The sequence below is a fragment of the Amycolatopsis azurea DSM 43854 genome, from assembly GCF_001995215.1.
Taxonomy (GTDB): domain Bacteria; phylum Actinomycetota; class Actinomycetes; order Mycobacteriales; family Pseudonocardiaceae; genus Amycolatopsis; species Amycolatopsis azurea.
In genome coordinates this window covers 16099-36719 of record NZ_MUXN01000023.1, presented here as the reverse complement: position 1 = coordinate 36719, position 20621 = coordinate 16099, and the positions used below count along the sequence as shown (strand labels likewise).

Sequence of the window (20621 nt, the reverse complement as noted above, 5' to 3'; positions counted from 1 at the left end):
CGGTGGTGCGGTAGCTAATCGAGCCAGCTCAGTAGCCCACGTAGCTCACCGAGCATCTCGTAGGTGACCTGCCAACGCTGCCGGGAACCTTCGCTCTCGAGGTGGTCGTGGAGGCCGCGCTGGCCCTGGTTCCCGCGCGGGCATGTGGTCGCCTTCCGGGACTCGGTATTCCTGGCCTTCATCCACGTGGGCCAGGGCACCTGCCGCAGCTACCACGTGCGGGCCTACCTGGCCGAGCAGTGTGCGGGAGAAACGACGGTGCGCGTCACCATCACCTCCGATGTGGTGCGGCATGGCGCGTCCTACGCAGGATGCAGGACGCGCAGGTCACCGTCGGCCCGATGACAGCCGAGGAACTCCGGCGTGCCATCACCCGTCCGGCGTCCGCCGCGGCTTGTGCCGTCGAGAGTGATTTGCTCAGCGTCCTGATCGCCCACACACACGGTCAGACCGGTGCCCTGCCGCTCTTGTCGCACGCGCTGGTGGAGACCTGGCGCCACCGAAAGGCAACATCCTCCCAGCGTTCCAGGCCACAGGTGGCCTCAACGGCGCGCTCGCCCGCACCGCTGATCGCGCGTGCTGGGCTTCGCCACGGCGAGGTCGCCGACCTGCACCGCGAGGACAACCATCTCCTACCCAGCTCAATGGCATTGGGATGTCCGGTTCAAGGCGGGCACCTGCACGTGGTGCGGCGAGAGAACGTCAACGGCGCTTGGGCGAAGTCGCGACGCTCGCGGGCGGTCCCACTGGACTTCCTGCTGGTGAACCTGTTCGCCAGCCGTTGGGCCAGCCGATCCGACCGCAGGCGCTCAACGAACTGGTGATGATGCTGGGGGAGCGCGTCGGGCTGGCGTGGCAGCTGCCCCAAACATGCTGCGGCACTCGTTCGCCAGCGACCTGGCGGACGCCGGCGCGGCGCTCGACAAGATTCAACGCCTGCTCGGGCATTCACGACCGTCCTCTGCCGACCCCTACGTACACTCCGCCAGCAGCCGGATCAGCAAAGCCGTCGATCGGGTCCCAACCCCGCGGGCGCCGGTCGACACGGTGATGCCATGAACAACACGGCGACGGCACCAGTCCATCTCGACCGCGACAAGGACCTCGACGACTTGCTCGCAGCCATCACGCCCGAGTTCGAGCAACTGATCAACTGGAGCTGGAGCGCCCGCCTCCTGGAGTTCCTCACGACCATCCGCAGCTCTGCTGGAAAGCTTGCCAGGTCGCGGGGTGTTTGAGGATCGCCACAAATTGCGGAGCCCGGCTGTGCTCGTCCTGTGCCTACCACTGGAAGCACGACCCGCTCGCCAGCACCGGCGCCCAACCGGCCGGGATACCACCTGGCGGTGGCGCTGAACAAGGAGTCGCAATGGTATGCGGCGGAGATGATGCGTTGCACCTTGAGCGACAAACAGACCGCCGACACACCGTCGCTCCTGTGCAAATACATGCTAGGTAAGAAGTGACGCAAGATGGGATGTCCTGCCCTGAGCGCAATCTGGGTCACCGCGGCAGTACGCCGAGACACGGAGACCGCAACCTTCGATTGTGCAGCAGCATCGGAAAGTGATCGCAACTTCGGTACACGGTCCGACAATCGCTCCTCTCGCGGCCGGACTGTTCCACGCGCCCAAGATCATCCGGGCGAGCCTCCGTCGTTTCCGCCGCAGACGGTGCGATCTGTCCGGCCGCCTACAACCGGGTGAGGATCTGCGATGTCCTGAGTGGACCGTCCTCGTCGGCGGGTCGGTCCGCTCACGGGTGGCGGACGGTCCAGGCCGCGCCGTGCTCGCCCGCCGACCCGCAGCCGCGAGTGCAGTTCCGCTCGCAGTGGCGGCGGCGTAGCGAGCGCGACCACGCGCAGGCGGCGGCCCGCCACGTCCAGGTCCGGTTCTATGTCGTGCTCGCGCCGTCAGACGCTGGTCACGGTGATGGCGTCGTACCGTCCCGCCGCTGCGGGGCAGGCTGGGCGAATAGGAGACGATCTGGGCTGATCGGGTGGCTCAATGGTCGCTCGATGGTGGTTTGGCGGCGCGATGGCCGTTCCGTTCTGGAGTTGTCCGATGGTGTCGGAGCTTGGGGAAGGCGTCATGGCAGTTCGCCTGTGCGGCGCGTTCGGCGGGGTGGCGGTGCTGATGGTGGCGTTGGCACCCGTGGCATCGGCGACGCACCCCGCCGGGGTCCCCGGAGGGCAGCGTGAGACCGGCGAGGGGGAGCGGTCTCCACTGCAGCGTCGCCGCGCGGTCGTGACGCGGCGGCAGGCCGCGCTCGGCGCCCTGCGGAACTCCGGTGCCGGTGCCCTGCCGGAGGACGACCCGAACATCACGCCGGATACCGCGCTGCTGCTCGACCCCGACGTGTGCACCGCGCTCGCCGGCACGGGCAGCGGCAAGCGCATGGCACCGCTACGTCGCGCCGTGAAACTCGCTCGCTTGGTCATGACCGACAGGCCATCCTGCCGGTGCCGGTCGCACCGTCGCCGACGTCCCGCGCGTATCCGGTGATCGCTCCTTCCTCGTTGCTGGACGCGTTTGCGTCGAACGTGCACACATCATCGCCGCAATGCCCGGTGAACGCGGCGGTGGGCGGGAGGACGCCGGCCTTCACCAGACGGCGGGTGCTGTTGATCTTGCCGATGTTGTCCGTCACGGTCAGCCGGACGCTGTAGTAACCCGGGCGGGGTAGGTGTGCGAGATGGTCTTGCCGGTGGCGGTTGCGCCATCACCGAACTCCCAGGCATAGCCGGTGGTGGTCTCATCGCTGTCCTTCGATGGGCTCGCGTCGAATGAGCTCGCGGCGGGGTCTTCCGGCCATTCGGTCCGCGTCACCGTCAGGAAAGGGGGTGCCATTCGGCGGGGCGGGACACGCAGGGCTGGAGCCAGATATGCCGTCGGCATGTGCCCGGAACCGGTGCGGATGCCGACTTGTGTACCGTTCGTAGCCGCAGTGGCCCGTCCATACCGAAAAAGGTGAATACGCACCCGATTCGCCTACGATAGGTGTCGCCTTCAAGGCGTTTTGTTACCAGAAGACCATCGGGCAACCGCTCTTTTAGGGGCGCACTCGACTGTTTCTGCGGATGTATACTTGTTGGGTGATTGTCTCGTCGGCCGGGCGGGGCACCATTGCAGGGAGCCGCGCGATGGCCAGCCAATTCGACACCGCAGCCCGCGCCTACGAGGCTTCGGCCCAGGATATACCCATTCGAAGATACATCGAGTACCCGTCAATTCGAACCTTATGTGGTGGCGTGCACGACAAGGTCGTGATTGATCTGGGATGCGGTACCGGGCTGTACTCGCGAAGGCTGGCGCAATGGGGCGCGCGTCGCGTTTTCGGTGTCGATATCTCCGAGGGAATGCTTGCGCAGGCCGGGGAAATCGAAGACGACGCCCCGCTGGGAATCACCTACCTGCGCCGCGATCTCACGCGGCCGTGCGAGTGCGAACAAGAGTACGCGCACTTGTCCGGGCAGGTCGATCTGGTACTGGCGGTGTACGTCCTCTGTTATGCCACGAGTGTTACCAGCCTGGAGGCGATGTGCCGCAACGCCAGACAAGATCTGGGGCAGACGGAGTCTTCGTCGCCGCCACGTTGAACCCGGGCTACGCCGACCATGACGGCAAGTCTCGCTATCACGACGGATATTACGCGCGATACGGATTCACGCTCACCCCGTCCTCGCCGCCGTCCTCCGAAGGGTCGCCGGTGACATTGTCGATGATGTTGCCAGCGCAGCCCTCGATACCTCCGGTTCAGGTGGGCGCTGTGTTGTGGTCACAAGAAGCCTATGAAGAAGCGTTGCGAAAGGCTGGTTTCAACGACATCTCGTGGCACGAGATGACCGTGTCATCCGAGGGCGTCGACGATCACGGATCGTCCTTCTGGGAACCCTACCTGGCAAGGCCACACGCTGTGGTGATTCGAGCCCGATGACGACTACCTCGGCACACCGTGAAGTCGGCCTGATTGGAACCGCCGCGCATGATCGTAGCCGGTGACGCGATCATGATCGGGGTATCACCCTTCAATTCCTTTACCGGCCACGAACGATCGAGACCATCCTGGAATGGTCAATATCACGATTCCGGCACGTCTACGTCCCCCGGTCCGGCGCCGAAGCGGCGCACCGATTCATCGTCGCCGGAACGCCGTCGCGCCGCGCGGTCCGCAAAGTCATCACCGCGGTGCACGAACAGTGCTGCGCCGCGTCCCGCGCCCTCCTGCGCGGCGGCGACCCCGACCCCCGCAGACATGTCCTCGTCTGGTCACGCTTCGCCGGAAACCCCCGCTATCGCAGGCTGCGGGAGCACATCACCGACGCCTACCGCATTGTCCCCGAAGTACGGTCCATGATCCGCTCGATGGTGACCGACGTGCCGGCCACCAGTCTGCTGGAGGTGAGTCACTCCGGCTTCTACGAGTGGCGCTCGAGGCCAACCTCGCCGGCGGCGCTGCGCCGGGAATGGCTGACCGGGGTGATCACCGAGATCCATGCCCGCTCCCGCGGCACCTACGGCGCACCACGGGTGCACGCCGAACTGCGCCTGGGGATGGGCATCATGGTCAGCCGCAAGACGGTCGCCAAACTCATGCGGACGGCCGGGCTGGCCGGGATTCCGCGGTGGCAGACCCGCAAGAACCCGAAAATCGAGGTCCGCAGCGAAGACCTGGTCAACCGGAATTTCCTGCGCACCCAACCAAATCTGCTCTGGGTGTGCGACATTACCGAGCATCCCACTCGCGAAGGGAAGCTCTACTGCTGCGCGGTGCTGGACGCGTTCAGTCGCAAAATCGTGGGCTGGTCCATCGACAACAGTCAGAACACCACGCTCGTCGTGAACGCCCTGGAGATGGCAATCAGCAACCGGAATCCTAATCCTGGCACCGTTTTTCACTCTGACCACGGCGTGCAGTTCACGTCCTGGACCTTCACCAACCGAGTCAAGGCAGCCGGGCTGATGCCCTCGCTCGGAACCGTCGGTGACGGCTACGACAACGCGATGATGGAGTCGTTCTGGTCGAAGATGCAGACCGAACTCCTCGACCGCCGGAAATGGAAAACCCGGACCGAATTGGCCAACGAGATCTTCCAGTACCTCGGGATCTTCCACAACCGGCAACGCCGCCATTCCAAACTCGGATACCTCACCCCAGTCGAATATGAGAGACTCCACGAATTACAACAACCCGCCTGACACTCCACAGACGACGGTCCGGAGACCGGGGGCAACGCCAGCCTGTCCGTCAAAACGGGTCAACCCCAATCCCAGACACAGATGATCATGACAGCCCGGCAGTCCATCCCGGCCAGGGATCCACTGCACCACCACCGAAAGTGCGCCAGAGCCAAGCGTTTTACAGTCCCCGCATGCCTGCACATATCGGGTCCGAAGCGAAAGTGGTACCCACTGGACTTCCATGAGCGAAATGGTTGGGAGGCAGGCGGGTCAGCACGATTCACTGTGTCAACCGAGATCCGGTGTAGAGGTGGCTAGGCGGCTGGTCTGGTCGCGGTCTTGCTGTTGTGCTCGGCTTCTTCGGTGGGCTTCATCAGCTGAACCGTCCTCGGGGCAGGCTCGCCAGGACCTGCTTCGCGGCCCGTTCACCCGATGCGGCGGCGTCGGCGAGTGAGGGCATGTCGAGTTGGTAGTCACCGGCCAGGTGGACCGGGCCGAGATTGCGGCGCAGCGTCGGCAGTGAGGTGCGTCCGCCGGGTGCCCAGAACGGCACGACCCGGTGGTGACGCCGGACGATTCCCTCGTCGAGTTTGCCTTCGAGCTCGGGGTAGAGCGAGAGGAGGTCCGCGGTGAATCGGGTGACGATCTCCTCGTCGGTGAGTTCGAACAGGCTGTCGGCCACGGCGCCGCCCGCGAAGCAGGCCAGCGCGCCGCCCGGCTTCCGCGGGCCAGGACGGCGCATCGCCGCAGCGTGGTTGAACATCGCCTGGAACGAGAGCTGGGGCGTCGACACGGCGATGTAGTCGTCCCACCGCTGGGGGCCTTCTTCGCGGGTGAAGAAGCCCACCACCACGTACCGGCCGTAGCGAATGTCGTCGAACGCTGTGCGGTACCCGGCAGGGAGGCTCGGCAGGATCTTCACGGCCACGTCGCCGGGAACGGTGACGATCGCACGGCGGGCACGAATCCGCGCCGGCCCGTTCTCGTCCTCGTAGTCCACGACGACGCCGTCCTCGGTCCGCTCGACCGATGTCACCGGCGAGTTCAGCCGCAGGCGATCGCCGAGGTCGGCCGCCAGGATGTCGGTGAGGGTCTGATTTCCCCCTTCCGGCAAGGAAAGGTTGGGAACCTTCGCCGGGTCGGTCAGGAGGATGCCCATCGACATGACGAACTGGGTCGCGGCGGTCTCCTCGGGTTCGCATCCCATCCATTGCCCGGACCAGGACCGGACCATGTCCCGCGCGACCTCGGAGCCGATTCCTCGCAGTACGTATGATGCGGAGAGAGTGTCGAGCTTCGCGCGGACCCGTTTCGCCAGGCGGTTCTCGGGGTTCATCTGCAGGAACGGTGTCGCCGCGAGGATGCGGGCGCCGACGGCTGCCAGCCCGATCCTGTCCATGAAGGTCATCCGGGAGCGGAACATCAAGCCGAACGGATTCGAGGTGTCGACCTGTTTTCCGTGGAGCGAGAGGGCGACCGTCTTGCCGGCCAACGTACCCATGCTGACCTGATGGCGTTCGAGGGCTTCGATCAGTGTTCCGGTGCCTTCGGTGAACTGGGTTCCTAGGTTGATCCAGTAGTCGCCGCGGCGAACTGACTCCACGCGGCCGCCGGCACGGCCGGAGGCTTCGAGTACGACGACGTCTCGATCGGACAGGGTGGTCGCCGCCATCAATCCCGCCATTCCGGCGCCGACCACGACGACTTCCGTTGCGTGCTCGTGAAGGGACTCGGTCATGTGCTGCTCCATTCCGGTGTCGATGTCAGTGCCGTGGCGATGGCTCGCACCAGGCGTCTCGTGGCTGTCCTGCTGCTCCGGCTGACTGCCGTGAAGGAGATGTAGCCGTGCACGAGCTCGCGCTCGTGGATCACCTCGGTGGGAACGTCGCTCGCCGTCAGCGCGGCCGCGTAAGCGAGTCCGTCGTCGCGGAGCGGGTCGAAACCGGCGACCGTCACGATGGCGCGGGGAAGCCCTGTCAGATCGCTTGCCAGTAGAGGGGAGACCCGCGGGTCGAGATGGTCGGTCCCGTCGGGGAGGTAGTGCCCCATGAACCACGCGATCTGTTTGGCCGACAGCGCGGGGGATCCGGCGAACTCGTGCTGAGAGGGACGCCGCTGCGAGATGTCGGTGACCGGCTGGATGAGCACCTGCATCATCGGCTGGACGGCTTCGCCACGAAGCCGCTGGCAGAGCACGGCGGCGATGTTCCCTCCGGCGCTTTCACCGGCGACGACGATCCGGTGCGGGTCGATACCCCAGTCGGCCGCGTGCTCGGCGGCGTACCGCCACGCGGCGAGCGCGTCGTCGTGCGCCGCCGGGAACGAGTGCTCGGGTGCGAGCCGGTACTCGACGGACAGGACGTCGGTGCCCGTTCCCCGTGCGAGCATCCGCGCCGGGGCGGCGTAACCGGCGCGGCTCCCCAGTGCGAAACCGCCGCCGTGGAAGAAAAGGATCAAACCCCGGGAAGGGGTGCAGGTGCTGTAGCGGGTCGCCTGCAACCCCTCGCCGAGATCGACCTCCTGCTCGACCGCGCAAGGTGCGATCCGGTCGGCGAACAAGGCGGCGTCGTGTTCGGTCACTTCCCGGGCGGCCGTCACCGGAAGGTCGCTGTAGTCGTCACCGGCTTCCGTGAGTCTCATCAGGAAGGCGACGTCGGCGGCCATCCGATCGCCTGCGCTGTTGACCGGCGGGCGGACCAGCGGCCTGAGGAGCGGGGCCGGGGTGCGGCTCAGGGCGATGACGAAGGCCCGCTGAAGGCGCTGGCCCAGCGTAAGGTTCGCCGCGGTCATGAGTCAGCCGCCGCGCTCGTGAGGTCGGCGGCGGGTGTCCGGACGGAGAAACGGATGTTCCGGTCGACCAGCCGTCCCTTGAACAGCCGGTTGTCCTTCACGAACGTCGTGTGCATCCGCCACGGCAATTCGGTGCCCTGCCGGGGGAGTTCGGGCTTCGCCCGCTGCATGTAGCCCGCGGTGAGATCGAGGAGATCCGTGGTGGCCAGTCCGTCCGGGGCGACCGGGACCGCGATGTCGTAGCCGTTCGTGTCCATGCGGCGGAGCACGTCGCCGACCAGGCGGCACACGTTGCCCAGCCGGAGGGTCCACGACGCCTTCGTGTAGCCGAGCATCATGGCCCAGTTCGGCATCCCGGAGATGAGGGCGCCGCGATAGAGGACGGCGTCGGACAACTTCACCGGACGACCGTCCACTGTGGGCTGGATGCCGCCCAGCAGCTGCATGACGAGGCCGGTCGCGGTGACGATGAGATCGGCCTTCAACGTCTTGCCCGACTGCAGGAGGATGCCGTCCTCGGTGAAGCGGTCGATCCGGTCGGTGACCACCTCGGCGTCGCCGTCGCGGAGTGCCTTGAAGAACTCGCCGTCCGGCGTGACACAGAGGCGCTCGTCCCACGGGGCGTACGGCGGATTGAAATGGGTGTCCACGTCGACGTCCGCCGGAAGCTCCTTGAGCGTCCACTTGCGCAGCGCCTTCCGCCCGAAGTCGGGGAACTTGCGCAGGGTGCTGACGAGCAGGAAGTCGATCCAGATGTTCTTGCGGCGCGTGGCCGCGTAGCCGAGCTTGGCCCCGAGCAGCTTGGTGAGCCTGAGGGCGATGCCGTCGACCCTCGGCTGGGAGGCGATGTAGCTGGGCGTGCGCTGGAGCATCGTCACGTGTGCCGCGGCGCCGTCCCCCATCAGCATGGCCGGGAGCATCGTCACCGCCGTCGCGCCGCTACCGATGATCACCACGCGTTTGCCGCTGTGGTCGTAGTCTTCGGGCCACTGCTGGGGATGCAGGATGTCTCCCCGGAAATCGTCGCGACCCTCGAAGTGGGGTGTGTACCCGGATTCGTAGCGGTAGTAGCCGGTGGCGCTGAAGACGAAGCGGGCTTTGATGGTCTTCGTGTGTTCGGTGCCGGCCTCGTCGGTCACGGTCACCTGTAGCGTCCACCGCGCCTCGTCGGTGGACCAGTCGGCGGAGGTCACCCGGTGCCGGAGCCGGAGGACCTCGTCCAGGCCGAACTCGCCCACCGTCTCGCCGAGGTATTCGCGGATCAATGGCGCTTCGGCGATCGCGCTCCGGTGCCGCCACGGTTTGAACTCGTAGGCGTAGGTGTGCAGATCGGAATCGGACCGGACGCCCGGATAGCGGAACAGGTCCCAGGTGCCGCCGATCGAGTCGCGGGATTCCAGCAGGATGACCTTCTTGTCGGGGAAGTCGGCCATCAGATGCCGGGCCGCGCCGATCCCGGAGATGCCGGCGCCGATGACGACGATGTCGGCGGACTCCATTGCGCCTGTGTCCTTCATGCTGCACTTCCTTCTGGGTTTTGGTCCTGCGGGAGGGCGGGGACGACGCCGGTCCCGCGGGCACGGGTGGCGATGATGGGCTCGGCGAGGACTTCCGCTCGGCCCGTGTGGTCGATGGCCCTGGCGATGACGCGCAGCTCGAAGTCGACCGTCCGGCTCCGGTTGCCCTTCGCCGCGAGCCGGGCCTCGACCTCGATGACGTCGCCGCCACGCACCGGCGCCAGGAATTCCACGGACGAGTAACCCGCGAAGAGGCTCTCGTGGCCGTCCGTGACGATCGCGAGATGCGTTCCGGCGTCGCCGAACAGCGCCAGGCCGAACGCCCCGTCGACGAGGTTGCCGGCGTAGTGGGCCTCGGAGTAGGCGACGTAGCGCCGATGGATGACTTTCATGAGAGCTCCTGACCGAGTAGGTCATCCGATTAAGTCAGTTGGCCGAGTGTGTGACAACTTTCATCTCTCGTCAAGGGGTGGTTCAGGTGCTCGCCCGAAAGGGGCTGTTGACAACGCGCGACCAGGCGCCCATCATCTTCGTCAATTGATCGAGTCATTTGACTAACTATGACGCGACACTCGCCAAGATCGAAAGGGCCCGCGATGGCCGAGATCATGACGTTCCCCGAGGCGCCCGTGAGGGAGGGCTCGACTTTCCCCATCACGATCGAAGACGACGCGAGTCCGGTCGTCCGGCTGATCGGGCGCACCTTGCGTGACTCGGCGCGGATCAGTCACGCGCGGGAGGTACTGGGCCGGTCCGGCGGCACCGTGGCGATCCGCTCCCACGACACACCGCAGGCCGCGACGATTTCCTTCGGCCGCAAGACGATCACGGTGACCGGTGGAGTCGTGGCCGAGCCGGACGCGACGGTCGTGGTCGACCTGCGGGCGCGCTTCGCTTCCGCGCGGGAGCCCGCCGGTGATGTCGTCCTGGCCACCGGCATCTTGCGCGCGTTGAAGCCGCCGCTACCGCACTGGCGCGAGGCCGCCCGGAATTTCTGGGCGGTGACAAGGGGAATACCGGGTATTCCCGACGTTTTGATCGTCGACGGCCCGGAGCGATGTCAGTTCGGCGACGGGGCGACCGAGTACCTGATGGCGGGACCGCCCGACGTTCTCGCCGGTGTCTTCAGCGGCGCGGACGATTTTGTCGCGTCCTTGGGAGCCGGTCTGCGGGTCAAGGGCACGTTGTCGCAGATGTCGGTCATGACGGCCGCTTCCTGGAGGGTCCGCTTCGATGTCTGATCCACGCGCTGTTCGCCTCGAGGCGACGAATCACGACGGAAGCTTTCTCGGCAAGAACGTGTCGATGACGAAGTTCGCCTCGGGCAAGGAATCCGGCTTCGCCTTCGCCGACATCCTGTTCGCGATCGATCTGGGCAACGAGATCGTCCTCGGTGACGCTTTTCCGGACTGGCGCGGCAATCTCTACGACATCAAGATGGTCCCCGACCTGTCGACCCTCGTCGCGTGGAAGCCGGGGCTGGATGCGGTCATCGGCGACTACTGGCTGAAGGACGGCACACCTGTGCCGATCTGCCCGCGGAACCTCGTGCGGAAGCTGGTGGCCCGGCTGGCGGTTCTCGGGTACACCGCGACGATCGCCGTGGAGATCGAAGCGACCCTGTTCGAGGAATCCGTTCAAGAGGCGCGAAAACTCGGGTACCGGGATCTGACGCCGTTGGGCGGTGGCACGGGAGCGACGTACCACTTGGCGAGGTCCAAGGACTGGGTCGATTACATGGAAGCGGTCGTCGAGCGCCTCGATCGGGTCGGCATCGCCTGGGAGGCATGGACCGACGAGGCCGCCGCCGGGCAGACGGAGCTGAATCTGGCGCCGACGGATCCGATCACGCTGGCCGACTCCTGGGCACGGACCCGGCAGATCATGCGCGAGGTCGCGTTCGAGCTAGGCCACACCGTGACCTTCATGGCCAAGCCGACGGCGGGCTACGGACAAGGCGCCCACATCAACCTGTCGCTCCAGAGCGACGGAGTGAACCGGTTCTTCGCCGAAGACGGCCCCTCCCCGCTGATGCGGCACGCGGTCGGGGGACTGCTGTCCACGATGGAGGGCAACACCTCGCTCGCGTTGCCGCAGATCACCTCCTATCGGCGGCTGGTGGACTTCACCGGACCGCCCACCACCGTGAGCTGGGGCGTCAACAACAAGACGGCCGCGGTGCGCGCCATCACCGGCCACTCCAAGTACTCGCGCCTCGAGTACCGGCTTCCCGGTGCCGACGTCAACCCGTACCTCGCGTTGGCGGGGGTGCTTGCCGGAGTGCTGGCAGGCATCGAGCGGGAGATCGAGCCGCCGGAGCAGGTCACGGACATGGCCTGGTGCTTGCCTGAGGGCGTGCCCCGGATCCCCGACACGATGTCGAAGGCGGGTGCCGCCCTGGACGCCGATCCCCTGCTGCGCGAGTACCTCGGTGACGAGTTCGTGGACTTCTGGGTCGCGTCACGACGCTGGGAGTGGATGGAGTTCCACACCAAGGGCGGCGATCCGTTCGCCGAACTCTCCCAATGGGAGTCCACCCGCTACTTCGAGTTCCCGTGAGCGCGCGTCCGCTGATCGGCATCACCGGCCGGCGGTTCCGGCTGGAGCTGATCAAGGGAGCCGACGAACGGTACGGCGACCGTTGTCTCGACAGCTACATGTCGGACTTCGCGAGCCGGATCGCGGAAGCCGGCGGGCTTCCGGTGCACCTGTCCTACGACACCGACGTGACGGAGATCTGTCAGCGGCTGTCCGGGGTGGTGATCACCGGCGGGCAGGACGTCCACCCGGCGTTCTGGGGTGGCGACCCGGGAGTGGTCCGTGACGTCGATCCGAGACTGGACCCGATGGCCCACGACGAGGCCCGGGATGAATACGAGATCGCGCTCGCCCGGGCCGCTCTGGGGCGGGGGATTCCCGTGCTGGGCGTGTGCCGCGGCATGCAGGTGCTCAACGTCGCCCTCGGCGGGACACTCGTCCCCGATCTCCCACGGGGGCCGGTGAGTCACCTGTCGGCGGAGGCCGCACCCACCGACGGCACCGCTGATCACCTTGTGTCGTTCGAAAAAGGCTCGATCGTCGCCGGCCTGTTCGGCGAGCACGCGATGACCAACTCCTGGCACCACCAGGCCATCGACCGCTGCGGCACCGGCCTGGTCGTGACCGGGCGGACGAGCGACGGCGTGATCGAAGCGGTCGAACTGCCGGGTGCCCCGGTGCTCGGAGTCCAGTGGCATCCGGAGTGGATGAAGAGCGAGGACCCGGCGATGACGTGGATCGTGCAGGCCGCGGCGAAGAGACAGAGGAGCTTGCCATGACCGCGAAAGTGACGGCCGGACAGGCGGGCGACGATCCCGCCGTCCCGACGGTGACCGAGTTGCTGGAGCATCGGGCGCGGGACTCCCCGGAACGGGAGTTCCTGCGGTTCGGCGAGTGGTCCTGGAGCTTCGCCGAGATCGACGACTGGACCTCCAGGCTGGCGCACCGGCTGATCGAGGTCGACGGTGTCCAGCCGGGCGACCGGGTCGCGATCATGCTCCCGAACGTCGTGCACTGGCCCGTGGTGTGGCTCGCCGCGCTGAAGGCAGGCGCGGTCGCAGTACCGATCAACAGCTCCTACCGGCGGGCCGACCTCGCCTTCGTCCTGCGGGACTCGGGCGCGCGCGTCGTGTTCACCGACGCCGATCGCGTGGAGCTGATCGCGAGTGTCGTCGCCGGCGAGGACATCCGCGTCGTGGATGTCGCCGACGACGGGGCGGAGCCGTTTCCGGCGACACCTCCGGCGGTGCCGATCGACGGCGGGGCACTGGCGAACCTGCAGTACACGTCGGGCACGACCGGTTTCCCCAAGGCGTGCATGCTCACCCACGACTACTGGGTGCGGCTGGGCTGGATCTGCGCGGCGGCGACCGGACTCGGACCCGAAGACGTTCTTCTTACGGCGCAACCATTTTCCTATATGGATCCCCAATGGAACACCGCGCTGGCCCTCACGGTCGGCGCCCCGCTGGTCGTACTGCCCCGGTTCTCCGCGTCGACCTTCATGGCGGACGTCCGGCGGCACCGCGCGACCTTCTTCTACGTCCTCGGGTCCATGCCGACGCTGCTGTTCAAACAGCCGCCCACCCCCGAAGACCGCGACAACGACCTCCGTCTCGTGTTCTGCTCGGGAATCCCGGTCGGACTTCACGCCCGGCTGGAGGAGCGCTGGGGAGCGCCGTGGCGCGAGATCTACGGGATGACCGAGTCCGGGATCGACCTGTTCAGCCCTTTCGGTGACGCAGACGCCGTGGGAAGCGGGAGCCTGGGGCAGCCGGTACCGACGAAACAGGTCCGCGTCGTCGACCCCGACGGCACCGAGGTGCCCGACGGCGAGGCCGGTGAGCTGATCATCGCGGGCACGCCGATGATGAACGGCTACTGGAACCGCCCGGAGGACACCGCCAGGGTGTTGCGGGACGGCTGGCTCCACACCGGCGACGTCGTCATCCGCCACTCGGACGACGGAATCCGGCTGGTCGGCCGGATCAAGGACATGGTGCGGCGCGGTGGCGAGAACGTCGCGAGCGTCGAGGTCGAAGCCGCACTGGAGCGGGACGACCTGGTGGTCTCGGCCGCCGTCGTCGCCGAACCCGACGAGACCCTCGGTGAGGAGGTCAAGGCTTTTGTCCAGTTGGCGGCCGGAGTGCCTTCCGGTCGTGCGACGGCCGAGCGGATCGTCGAGCGGGCGGGCAAGGAACTCGCGCGTTTCAAGGTGCCTCGCTACATCGAGTTCGTCGCCGAATTCCCCCGCACTCCGTCCGAACGCGTTTCCAAACCGGCGCTGAAGGCCCGTGCCGCGGCCGATCCCGGCGTGACCTACGACCTCGGCACACGACGGGGATTCGTCAGCGTCGACCTCGTCCGGGACGTGGCGGTGCTGACACTCCGGCGCCCCGAGAAGCTCAACGCCCTGGATGTCGCCACCCGGCTGCGGCTGGCGGCCGTCATCCGCGAATTGGGCACCGGTGAGCGTGTGCGCGGGATCGTGCTCACCGGCGAGGGGCGAGCCTTCTCCGCGGGAATGGATCTCCTGAGCACGCCGTCCTCGGACGCCGAGATGCGGGAAGCGTTCGCGAGTTTCCACGACATCACCCGGGCCATCCTGGAGACGCGGGTGCCCGTGGTCGCGGCCGTCAACGGGCTCGCGGTCGGCGGAGCCTCGGAGTTCACGCTGTGCTGCGACGCCCGCATCGGAACCCCGGCGACGGAGTACTACCAACCGGAAAACGGCCGGGGAATCACGATTTCGAACGCGTCCAGCGTGCTGTTGAGGCGCCTCATCGGGAACCACGCGATGCGCGTAGTCCTCGGATCCCCTCGCGTCCCGGCCGACGAAGCCTTACGGATAGGCCTTCTCGACGAGATCGTCGAACCCGGCGCCCTGATCGGCCGCGCCGTCGACACCGTCATCGACTGGACGCCCGAGGGGAACACGACGGCCCTTCACCTCGCGCTCCTGCGTCCGCGGGCAGAGGACGTCGAAGCGGCTTTCGCCCGGGAAGACCTCGCCGCCGCCCAGGCGTGGGAAAGCGGGCTTCTGACCGCGGGCATTCAGGGCTTTTTGTCCACTGACAGAGCATCCAAAGAGGAGGCGTCGACATGATCGACACCCAGGCCGCGCTGCTGACCGCCGTCAACGAGCCGCTCGAACTGACCGTGATCCGGGTGGACGCCCCGGAGCCGCACGAGGTGCGCGTCGCGGTCACGAACGTGGGGCTGTGCCACAGCGATCTGCACTACATGACCGGAACGGTGCCGACCGGCCTGCCGGTCGTGGTCGGCCACGAGGTGGCGGGCGTGGTCGAGGCGGTCGGCTCACGGGTGTCCGGGCTGCGACCGGGGGACCGCGTGGTCGGCGCGCTGACTCCTTCCTGCGGCCGCTGCGCCAACTGTGAGGCGGGACGGTCGACCCAGTGCGGACGGGTGGAGGAGATCCGCCGACGCCCCCGGCCCGCGTTCCAGACCACGGACGGCGAGCCGATCGAGCGGCTCGGTGACATCGGGGCGTTCTCCCGGCACGTCCTCATGCGCGAGAACTCGCTGGTGAGGCTTCCCGACGACGTTCCGCTGCACGTCGGCTGCCTCCTGGCCTGCTGCGTCATCACCGGTGTGGGTGCCGTTTTCCGCGGCGCCAAGGTGCGACCGGGCAGCACCGTCGCGGTCATCGGCTGCGGCGGCGTCGGATCGGCCATCATCCAAGGCGCCCGGCTCGCCGGAGCCTCGGCCATCGTCGCGATCGACCTGGACGACGCGCGCCTCAAGGCCGCGCGCGGTTACGGCGCGACCCACATCATCAATGGCGGGGACGGCGATCCGGTCGCGGAACTTCGCCGCCAGCTGGGCGACGGAGTGGACTACGCCTTTGAGGCGGTCGGTTCGGCCCGCACCGCGGCGACGGCCCTGGCCCTCGTGCGCCCGACGGGGACCGCGTGCCTGGTCGGGATCGCGCCCGGAGGCACGGAGCTCAGAGTCCCGGCGTCGGACTTCTTCTTCGAGGAGAAGCGGCTCATCGGCTCCTACATGGGCTCGGGCCAGGCGCGGCAGGACATCCTCCAGCTCGCGCGCCTGTACCAGCAGGGACGCCTGCTGCTCGACGAGATGGTCACGCGCGTCATCCCCTTCGGCGAGATCAACGAGGGCTTCGAGGCGATGAAATCCGGCGACGTGACCCGCATCGTCGTCGATCTCCAGTCCTGACCAGCGAAGGAAACGTGAAGATGAGCAACGAGCTTCCCCGGCCGGTGAACTACATCGCCGACGACTGGAGCGAATGCCAGACCGTCCCCGACGCGTGGAACCTTGACCCCAATACGCGCGAGCCCATCCACCGCACTGTCACGACGGCACCCGACGACGTCGAGCGCGCGCTTCGGCACGCGGAGCGCGTGCACGACGTCGGTCGCTGGGATGAGGACGCCCGGCGTGAACGCGCCGCGATGTTCGAGCGCGTCGCCAACATCGTCGAGAGCCGTGTCGAGGACATCGCCCGCACGGACTCACTGACCAGCGGTACGCCCATCGGCGTCACGCGCAAGGTCGCGGCCTTCCTGCCCGCGCGGATCCGGGCGACGGCGGCGGACCTGGTGACCATCCCGCGGGTCACCGCGCTGGCGGCCGGTGGCAGGGACGTCCGCCTCTACAAAGTGCCATGGGGACCCGCCGCGATCCTCACACCGTGGAACGGCCCGAGTTTCATCCCCGCGGCCAAGATCGCGAGCGCGATAGCCGCGGGCTGTCCCGTCATCCTCAAGCCCTCGGAGCACGCGCCCGGCAGCGCGCAGATCATCGTCGAGTGCTTCCTCGAGGCGGGCCTGCCCAGCGGCGCCCTGCAACTGGTGCACGGCGCGGGCGACGTCGGCGCCAGGCTGACCTCCGACCCGCGCGTCAAGATCGTCTCGTTCACCGGCGGACCCGCAGCCGGGCGCGCCATCGCGCGAGCGGGCGCGGAGGACTTCAAGGTATTGCAACTGGAACTCGGCGGGAACAACCCGGTGCTCGTACTGGACGACGCCGACCTCGACGTCACCGCGGACGGCATCCTCGACGGCATGACCAAGCTCAACGGTCAGTGGTGTGAGGGGCCGGGCAAGATCCTCGCCCACCGAAGCCTGGTCGCACCTCTTCTCGACGCGTTGACCGAGCGGATCTCCAAGCTCGTCGTCGGCCACTCGCTCGACGCGGACGTCCGGATCGGCCCGATCTCCAACGCCCCGCACTTCCGGACGCTCCAAAACAGGATCGAGGGGCTGCGGAACCTCGGGGCGGCCATCCACCGGCCCGCTCGGCTGCCCGAGCTCGGCGGCTACTTCCTGTCGCCGACGATCGCCGTCGGCGCCGACCCCGCCCAGGCCACGGCCGAGCTGTTCGGTCCGCTCGTCTCCCTCCACGCCGTGGATTCCGACGAAGAGGCGTTGCACGTCGCCAACGCCAACCCTTCGGGCCTCGACGCCTACGTGTTCGGCGCCGACACCGACCGCGCGATCGACGTCGGCTCCCACATCCTGTCCGGCGAGGTGCGCGTCAACGGCGCCAAGATCGCCGACCTCGGTGACGACTCGGCTCAGAGCTTCTGGGGCCCGGCCGGTATCGGCGGGCACGGGCCGGCGGAGTCGGTGCGCGTCTTCTGCGGTGACCGGGTCGTCGGTGTCGATTCGCCCGGCTTACCGTTGTGAGGGCGCCACGGGCGTGGAGCCGAGCCGGGCAGCGAGCCAGCTGTCGAGAACCGACGTGGCGAGCTCCATCTGGCCCAGCGCGGCGGACCGATCCCCGTATGTCAACCAGTTCGCGGCGAAGCCGTCGGCCAAGGCGGCGATGACGAAAGCGATCTCCTCGACGATCTCCGGTTCGATCGGTTGGTCCGAACCGGCGTCGCGCAGCGCGGTGCGCACCGTCTCGAGGGCCTTGTCGTACACCTCGATACCGCGGTCTCCGTGCTGGCGCCGGGCCCAGCTGATGAGTTCCATCGCCGCCATGGCGAAACTGGCCGACTCGAGATAGCACTCCATTACTCCGCGCAGGAGCCGTCGAGCCGTCTCCGCCACGTCGCCGGGGGAGTCATTGTTCTCGAGCGCGTCGCGGTATCTGCCCGCCACGAACTCGTAGACGTCGGCGAAGAGATCCTCTTTGGAGCCGTAGCAGTAGTGCAGCATCGCCAGGTTCGCCTGAGCCTGCTCGGCGATCCGCCGGGTCGTCGCGCCTTCGATGCCGTAGGTCGCGATGACCTCCACAGCAGCCTTGATGAAGTCGCTGCGCCGTTGGGCGGCGGAGATCCGAGGCACGAAATCCTCCCGGTGCACGTAGTTGGACGCTTGATTAAGTCAACGCAAGCCTAGCAGCGGAAGTTCTTAGTCAAGCGACTTGATCGGATGGCTAAGTCGGGCGTACGCTATGGGCCGGATCACAAATCCGCGCAACGTCTCCAGGGCTCCGGCCGCCGGCCCGAACACCGCCTTCAGCTCAGAGGTGAAGGCACGACTAGAAGGAAACAAGGACATGAAGGAAATGCTCTTCATGCTGGCCGATCTCTGGATGATCTTCGCCGGCTTCTACTTCGGCTGGAAATTCATCCGGCGCTACGGCAACTACCTGCTCGGCCTGGAATGGATGATCGTCGCGACGTCGGGCTCGAACTTTCTCCTGTGGGCACTCCTGGGCGGAGACGAGGACAGCTTTCTCTACACCATCGCGTACTTCTTCGACGCTTTCTCGCGCTCCGTGGGCATCACCCTCATCCTCGTCCTGGGCCTGATGCGCGTGACGCATCGGTACAAGCCCTCCGTGGCGGTCGATATCGGCGTGTTCGCGCTCGCCGCCGCCGCCGGGCTGTACCTCCAGCAGTTCCGCGCCGACAAGCTGCACCTCGGTCCGGCGACGTTCTACGTCGTGGTCAACGTGCTCACGACGATCTTCCTCGCCTACTTCGTTTGGCGGCTTTGGGGCATCGGTGCCCGAAAGCTGGCCCTCGCCACGGCGCTGGTCACCCTCGCGGGATCCGTCATCGCGATCACGTATGACTTCTTCCCGATCCAGGGCGACGACGCGCACCGGACGCTCTTCTACACTGCGGCGCTGGCGACCTGGGGATTCCAGATGTTCGTGTGCTTCTTCGCCTATCGCGCCCTGCACGACCACAACGTGGCGGCGGGTGTCGAGCCGGAGTCGAGCCGGCAGAGCGTGGCGAGGGCCTGAGAGATGAAGACCGAAAACGTCGAGTACACCACCTTCAGTGGCTGGGTCGATCCGCCCGAGGACGTCCTGCCTTCCCTGGCCGAGGACCTCGTCTGCGATGTCGCGGTCGTCGGCGGCGGAATCGGCGGCATGTCGACAGCGCTGCGGCTGGCCGAACGCGGGCAGGACGTGGTGCTGCTGGAGGCCGAATTCTGCGGGCACGGAGCCAGCTCCCGTAACGCCGGGCAGCTGGCGGGTGCGCCGGGCGGCGACCTCCAGCTGCTGAATCTCCTCTACCGCAAGAAGATGCCCGGCATGATCGGCCTTGCCGAGCGTGCCGCACACCACGTCGAGAGTCTGATCGAGAAGCACGATATCGACTGCGACTACGAACGGACGGGCAATGTCTTCGCGGCGACGTCCCGTGGCCAGCTGGGCCGCGTGCGCCGGGTGACCAAGATCCTTCAGCGCGTCGGCGCCGACGTGGAACTGGGCACGAGCGAAGAACTCGGGATCCCTCGCGGATTCCTCGGCGGTATGCGCGAAAAGGTCGGTGGGATCATGAATCCCGGCCGATTCACCTTGGGGCTGCGGCGTGTCCTGCTCCGCACGCCTGCACGAGTCTTCGAGCAGACGAAGGTCACCGACGTCGCGCGCGACCGCGGCCAAGTGGTCATCACCACTCCTCGGGGTGAAGTGCGGGCGAACAAGGCGGTGCTGGCGACGAACGCGTACGCGGGGGAGTGGGACATCACGCCGCCGCGGCTGTCCGTGCCCATCTGGGTCATCGAGGTGGAGACCGAGCCCATCGATCCCGTCCGGTTGGCGACGCTGGGGTGGAGCAGCCGCTCCGGACTCGTCACCCAGCACAACATCATGGAGAACTACCATCTGACACCGCGCAACACCGTCGTCTTCGGCGTCCGGCGGCTCGAGCGCGGCCGGACGTATCCACTCCCGGAGAAGGAACCGGACCAGGCGCTCGTCGAAGAACTCGCCGAAGCCTTCGCGACACGGTTTCCGGCTCTGTCCGATGTCGCGATCGATCGCGCGTGGGGAGGATGGATCGCGATCACGCCGTCCTGGCTGCCCGTCGCCGGACAGATCGACGACGCCGTCTATTACTCGATCGCCTGCAACGGCCACGGTCTGGCTCAGGCCCCTTATGTCGGCTCCCTCATCGCCGACCTGATCGTCGACGGCGAGCGACACGAAGACCTGGCGGGATTGTGGCAGAAGAAGCCCAAGTTCCCGCGCCCGCTGATGATGAGTCCGTTGGGGCTTCGCGCTATCTGGACCGTCGACCGCTTCAACGATTTCGTGAATGGAAGCAGGCGTAACGCTCGACGAGGATCGGTGAGGACCTTGCGGAGAAACGCGTCATAAGGTCATCTCGGCAATCCCTTCCACACGGAGACGTGCACGC

Annotated in this window: 19 protein-coding genes and 2 pseudogenes; 15 read left to right on the top strand and 6 right to left on the bottom strand. The window is 67.0% G+C overall.

The genetic code is table 11. From position 1 onward, the window contains the following. Positions 1-101 precede the first annotated feature (101 nt). The 4 genes from B0293_RS43215 to B0293_RS43210 all read left to right on the top strand — a co-directional run bounded on the left by B0293_RS43215 (position 102) and on the right by B0293_RS43210 (position 2504). Complete coding sequence (locus B0293_RS43215; protein ID WP_407640108.1) at positions 102-824, top strand: nSTAND1 domain-containing NTPase; 723 nt, start codon at positions 102-104, stop codon at positions 822-824. Positions 825-870: 46 nt separating this feature from the next. Further along, positions 871-1059 (top strand): tyrosine-type recombinase/integrase, encoded by a 189-nt coding sequence (locus B0293_RS44890; RefSeq protein ID WP_005164878.1) that lies wholly within the window; start codon positions 871-873, stop codon positions 1057-1059. Further along, positions 1056-1238, top strand: a complete 183-nt coding sequence (locus tag B0293_RS28620; RefSeq protein WP_005164880.1) for a hypothetical protein — start codon at positions 1056-1058, stop codon at positions 1236-1238. Before B0293_RS44890 ends, B0293_RS28620 begins: the two co-directional genes overlap by 4 nt. Positions 1239-2090: 852 nt before the next feature. After that, positions 2091-2504, top strand: a complete 414-nt coding sequence (locus B0293_RS43210) for a hypothetical protein (protein WP_005164883.1) — start codon at positions 2091-2093, stop codon at positions 2502-2504. A gap of 147 nt (positions 2505-2651) precedes the next feature. Here the strand turns inward: B0293_RS43210 and B0293_RS44350 are convergent, their stop codons facing one another. Next, positions 2652-2849: a PKD domain-containing protein gene (locus B0293_RS44350; RefSeq protein WP_245192072.1), complete on the bottom strand. Its 198-nt coding sequence runs from the start codon at positions 2847-2849 to the stop codon at positions 2652-2654. A 245-nt stretch (positions 2850-3094) separates the two neighbouring features. Here B0293_RS44350 and B0293_RS28610 point away from each other — a divergent pair, with 245 nt between their 5' ends. The 3 genes and pseudogenes from B0293_RS28610 to B0293_RS28605 form a co-directional block, all read left to right on the top strand. Beyond that, entirely contained in the window at positions 3095-3598 is a 504-nt protein-coding gene (locus B0293_RS28610) for a class I SAM-dependent methyltransferase (RefSeq protein ID WP_157376436.1), read from the top strand. Positions 3599-4019: 421 nt separating this feature from the next. Next, positions 4020-4373, top strand: a pseudogene (locus tag B0293_RS44720) (tRNA-dependent cyclodipeptide synthase); the annotation flags it as partial. Positions 4374-4391: 18 nt separating this feature from the next. Further along, positions 4392-5198, top strand: a pseudogene (locus tag B0293_RS28605) (IS3 family transposase); the annotation flags it as partial. A 355-nt stretch (positions 5199-5553) separates the two neighbouring features. Here B0293_RS28605 and B0293_RS28600 read toward each other — a convergent pair. The 4 genes from B0293_RS28600 to B0293_RS28585 are packed head-to-tail and all read right to left on the bottom strand — an operon-like array spanning position 5554 to position 9879. Further along, positions 5554-6918 carry a flavin monoamine oxidase family protein gene (locus B0293_RS28600; protein ID WP_005164888.1) on the bottom strand — a complete coding sequence of 455 codons (1365 nt, stop codon included), beginning with the start codon at positions 6916-6918 and terminating at the stop codon, positions 5554-5556. After that, a complete protein-coding gene (locus B0293_RS28595; RefSeq protein ID WP_005164890.1) occupies positions 6915-7970 on the bottom strand; it encodes an alpha/beta hydrolase in 1056 nt (351 codons plus the stop codon). The genes B0293_RS28600 and B0293_RS28595 overlap by 4 nt, the downstream gene beginning before the upstream one ends. Beyond that, complete coding sequence (locus B0293_RS28590) at positions 7967-9487, bottom strand: flavin-containing monooxygenase (RefSeq protein WP_039919309.1); 1521 nt, start codon at positions 9485-9487, stop codon at positions 7967-7969. Before B0293_RS28590 ends, B0293_RS28595 begins: the two co-directional genes overlap by 4 nt. After that, positions 9484-9879, bottom strand: coding sequence for a hotdog fold domain-containing protein (locus B0293_RS28585; protein WP_005164892.1), 396 nt, complete (start codon positions 9877-9879; stop codon positions 9484-9486). The genes B0293_RS28590 and B0293_RS28585 overlap by 4 nt, the downstream gene beginning before the upstream one ends. Before the next feature lie 204 nt (positions 9880-10083). Here B0293_RS28585 and B0293_RS28580 point away from each other — a divergent pair, with 204 nt between their 5' ends. From B0293_RS28580 to B0293_RS28555, 6 genes are all read left to right on the top strand, one after another. Beyond that, the gene (locus B0293_RS28580) at positions 10084-10728 is read left to right on the top strand and encodes a hypothetical protein (RefSeq protein ID WP_005164893.1); all 645 of its coding nucleotides are present in this window, start codon (positions 10084-10086) and stop codon (positions 10726-10728) included. A gap of 64 nt (positions 10729-10792) precedes the next feature. Further along, a complete protein-coding gene (locus tag B0293_RS28575; RefSeq protein ID WP_245192074.1) occupies positions 10793-12046 on the top strand; it encodes a glutamine synthetase family protein in 1254 nt (417 codons plus the stop codon). Next, positions 12043-12804: a gamma-glutamyl-gamma-aminobutyrate hydrolase family protein gene (locus B0293_RS28570; protein ID WP_005164895.1), complete on the top strand. Its 762-nt coding sequence runs from the start codon at positions 12043-12045 to the stop codon at positions 12802-12804. The genes B0293_RS28575 and B0293_RS28570 overlap by 4 nt, the downstream gene beginning before the upstream one ends. Then, positions 12801-15131 carry an AMP-binding protein gene (locus tag B0293_RS28565; RefSeq protein ID WP_005164896.1) on the top strand — a complete coding sequence of 777 codons (2331 nt, stop codon included), beginning with the start codon at positions 12801-12803 and terminating at the stop codon, positions 15129-15131. Before B0293_RS28570 ends, B0293_RS28565 begins: the two co-directional genes overlap by 4 nt. After that, the gene (locus tag B0293_RS28560; RefSeq protein WP_005164900.1) at positions 15128-16225 is read left to right on the top strand and encodes a Zn-dependent alcohol dehydrogenase; all 1098 of its coding nucleotides are present in this window, start codon (positions 15128-15130) and stop codon (positions 16223-16225) included. Before B0293_RS28565 ends, B0293_RS28560 begins: the two co-directional genes overlap by 4 nt. 20 nt (positions 16226-16245) lie before the next feature. After that, positions 16246-17700 carry an aldehyde dehydrogenase family protein gene (locus tag B0293_RS28555; protein ID WP_039919310.1) on the top strand — a complete coding sequence of 485 codons (1455 nt, stop codon included), beginning with the start codon at positions 16246-16248 and terminating at the stop codon, positions 17698-17700. Here the strand turns inward: B0293_RS28555 and B0293_RS28550 are convergent. After that, the gene (locus tag B0293_RS28550) at positions 17689-18306 is read right to left on the bottom strand and encodes a TetR/AcrR family transcriptional regulator (protein WP_039919311.1); all 618 of its coding nucleotides are present in this window, start codon (positions 18304-18306) and stop codon (positions 17689-17691) included. The two genes, B0293_RS28555 and B0293_RS28550, sit on opposite strands and share 12 nt — an antisense overlap. Positions 18307-18520: 214 nt before the next feature. Between B0293_RS28550 and B0293_RS28545 the strand changes: the two genes are divergently transcribed. Next, the gene (locus B0293_RS28545; protein ID WP_039919312.1) at positions 18521-19216 is read left to right on the top strand and encodes a hypothetical protein; all 696 of its coding nucleotides are present in this window, start codon (positions 18521-18523) and stop codon (positions 19214-19216) included. A gap of 3 nt (positions 19217-19219) precedes the next feature. Continuing rightward, positions 19220-20581, top strand: coding sequence for an NAD(P)/FAD-dependent oxidoreductase (locus B0293_RS28540; RefSeq protein ID WP_005164906.1), 1362 nt, complete (start codon positions 19220-19222; stop codon positions 20579-20581). Positions 20582-20621 lie beyond the last annotated feature (40 nt).

What these genes read in the sequence shown, in the direction of transcription:
- B0293_RS44890 (WP_005164878.1), top strand. Translation starts at nt 871, where the DNA reads ATGCTGCGGCACTCGTTCGCCAGCGACCTGGCGGACGCCGGCGCGGCG.
- B0293_RS28620 (WP_005164880.1), top strand. Translation starts at nt 1,056, where the DNA reads ATGAACAACACGGCGACGGCACCAGTCCATCTCGACCGCGACAAGGAC.
- B0293_RS43210 (WP_005164883.1), top strand. Translation starts at nt 2,091, where the DNA reads ATGGCAGTTCGCCTGTGCGGCGCGTTCGGCGGGGTGGCGGTGCTGATG.
- B0293_RS44350 (WP_245192072.1), bottom strand. Translation starts at nt 2,849, where the DNA reads ATGGCACCCCCTTTCCTGACGGTGACGCGGACCGAATGGCCGGAAGAC.
- B0293_RS28600 (WP_005164888.1), bottom strand. Translation starts at nt 6,918, where the DNA reads ATGACCGAGTCCCTTCACGAGCACGCAACGGAAGTCGTCGTGGTCGGC.
- B0293_RS28595 (WP_005164890.1), bottom strand. Translation starts at nt 7,970, where the DNA reads ATGACCGCGGCGAACCTTACGCTGGGCCAGCGCCTTCAGCGGGCCTTC.
- B0293_RS28590 (WP_039919309.1), bottom strand. Translation starts at nt 9,487, where the DNA reads ATGAAGGACACAGGCGCAATGGAGTCCGCCGACATCGTCGTCATCGGC.
- B0293_RS28585 (WP_005164892.1), bottom strand. Translation starts at nt 9,879, where the DNA reads ATGAAAGTCATCCATCGGCGCTACGTCGCCTACTCCGAGGCCCACTAC.
- B0293_RS28580 (WP_005164893.1), top strand. Translation starts at nt 10,084, where the DNA reads ATGGCCGAGATCATGACGTTCCCCGAGGCGCCCGTGAGGGAGGGCTCG.
- B0293_RS28575 (WP_245192074.1), top strand. Translation starts at nt 10,793, where the DNA reads ATGACGAAGTTCGCCTCGGGCAAGGAATCCGGCTTCGCCTTCGCCGAC.
- B0293_RS28565 (WP_005164896.1), top strand. Translation starts at nt 12,801, where the DNA reads ATGACCGCGAAAGTGACGGCCGGACAGGCGGGCGACGATCCCGCCGTC.
- B0293_RS28560 (WP_005164900.1), top strand. Translation starts at nt 15,128, where the DNA reads ATGATCGACACCCAGGCCGCGCTGCTGACCGCCGTCAACGAGCCGCTC.
- B0293_RS28555 (WP_039919310.1), top strand. Translation starts at nt 16,246, where the DNA reads ATGAGCAACGAGCTTCCCCGGCCGGTGAACTACATCGCCGACGACTGG.
- B0293_RS28545 (WP_039919312.1), top strand. Translation starts at nt 18,521, where the DNA reads ATGAAGGAAATGCTCTTCATGCTGGCCGATCTCTGGATGATCTTCGCC.
- B0293_RS28540 (WP_005164906.1), top strand. Translation starts at nt 19,220, where the DNA reads ATGAAGACCGAAAACGTCGAGTACACCACCTTCAGTGGCTGGGTCGAT.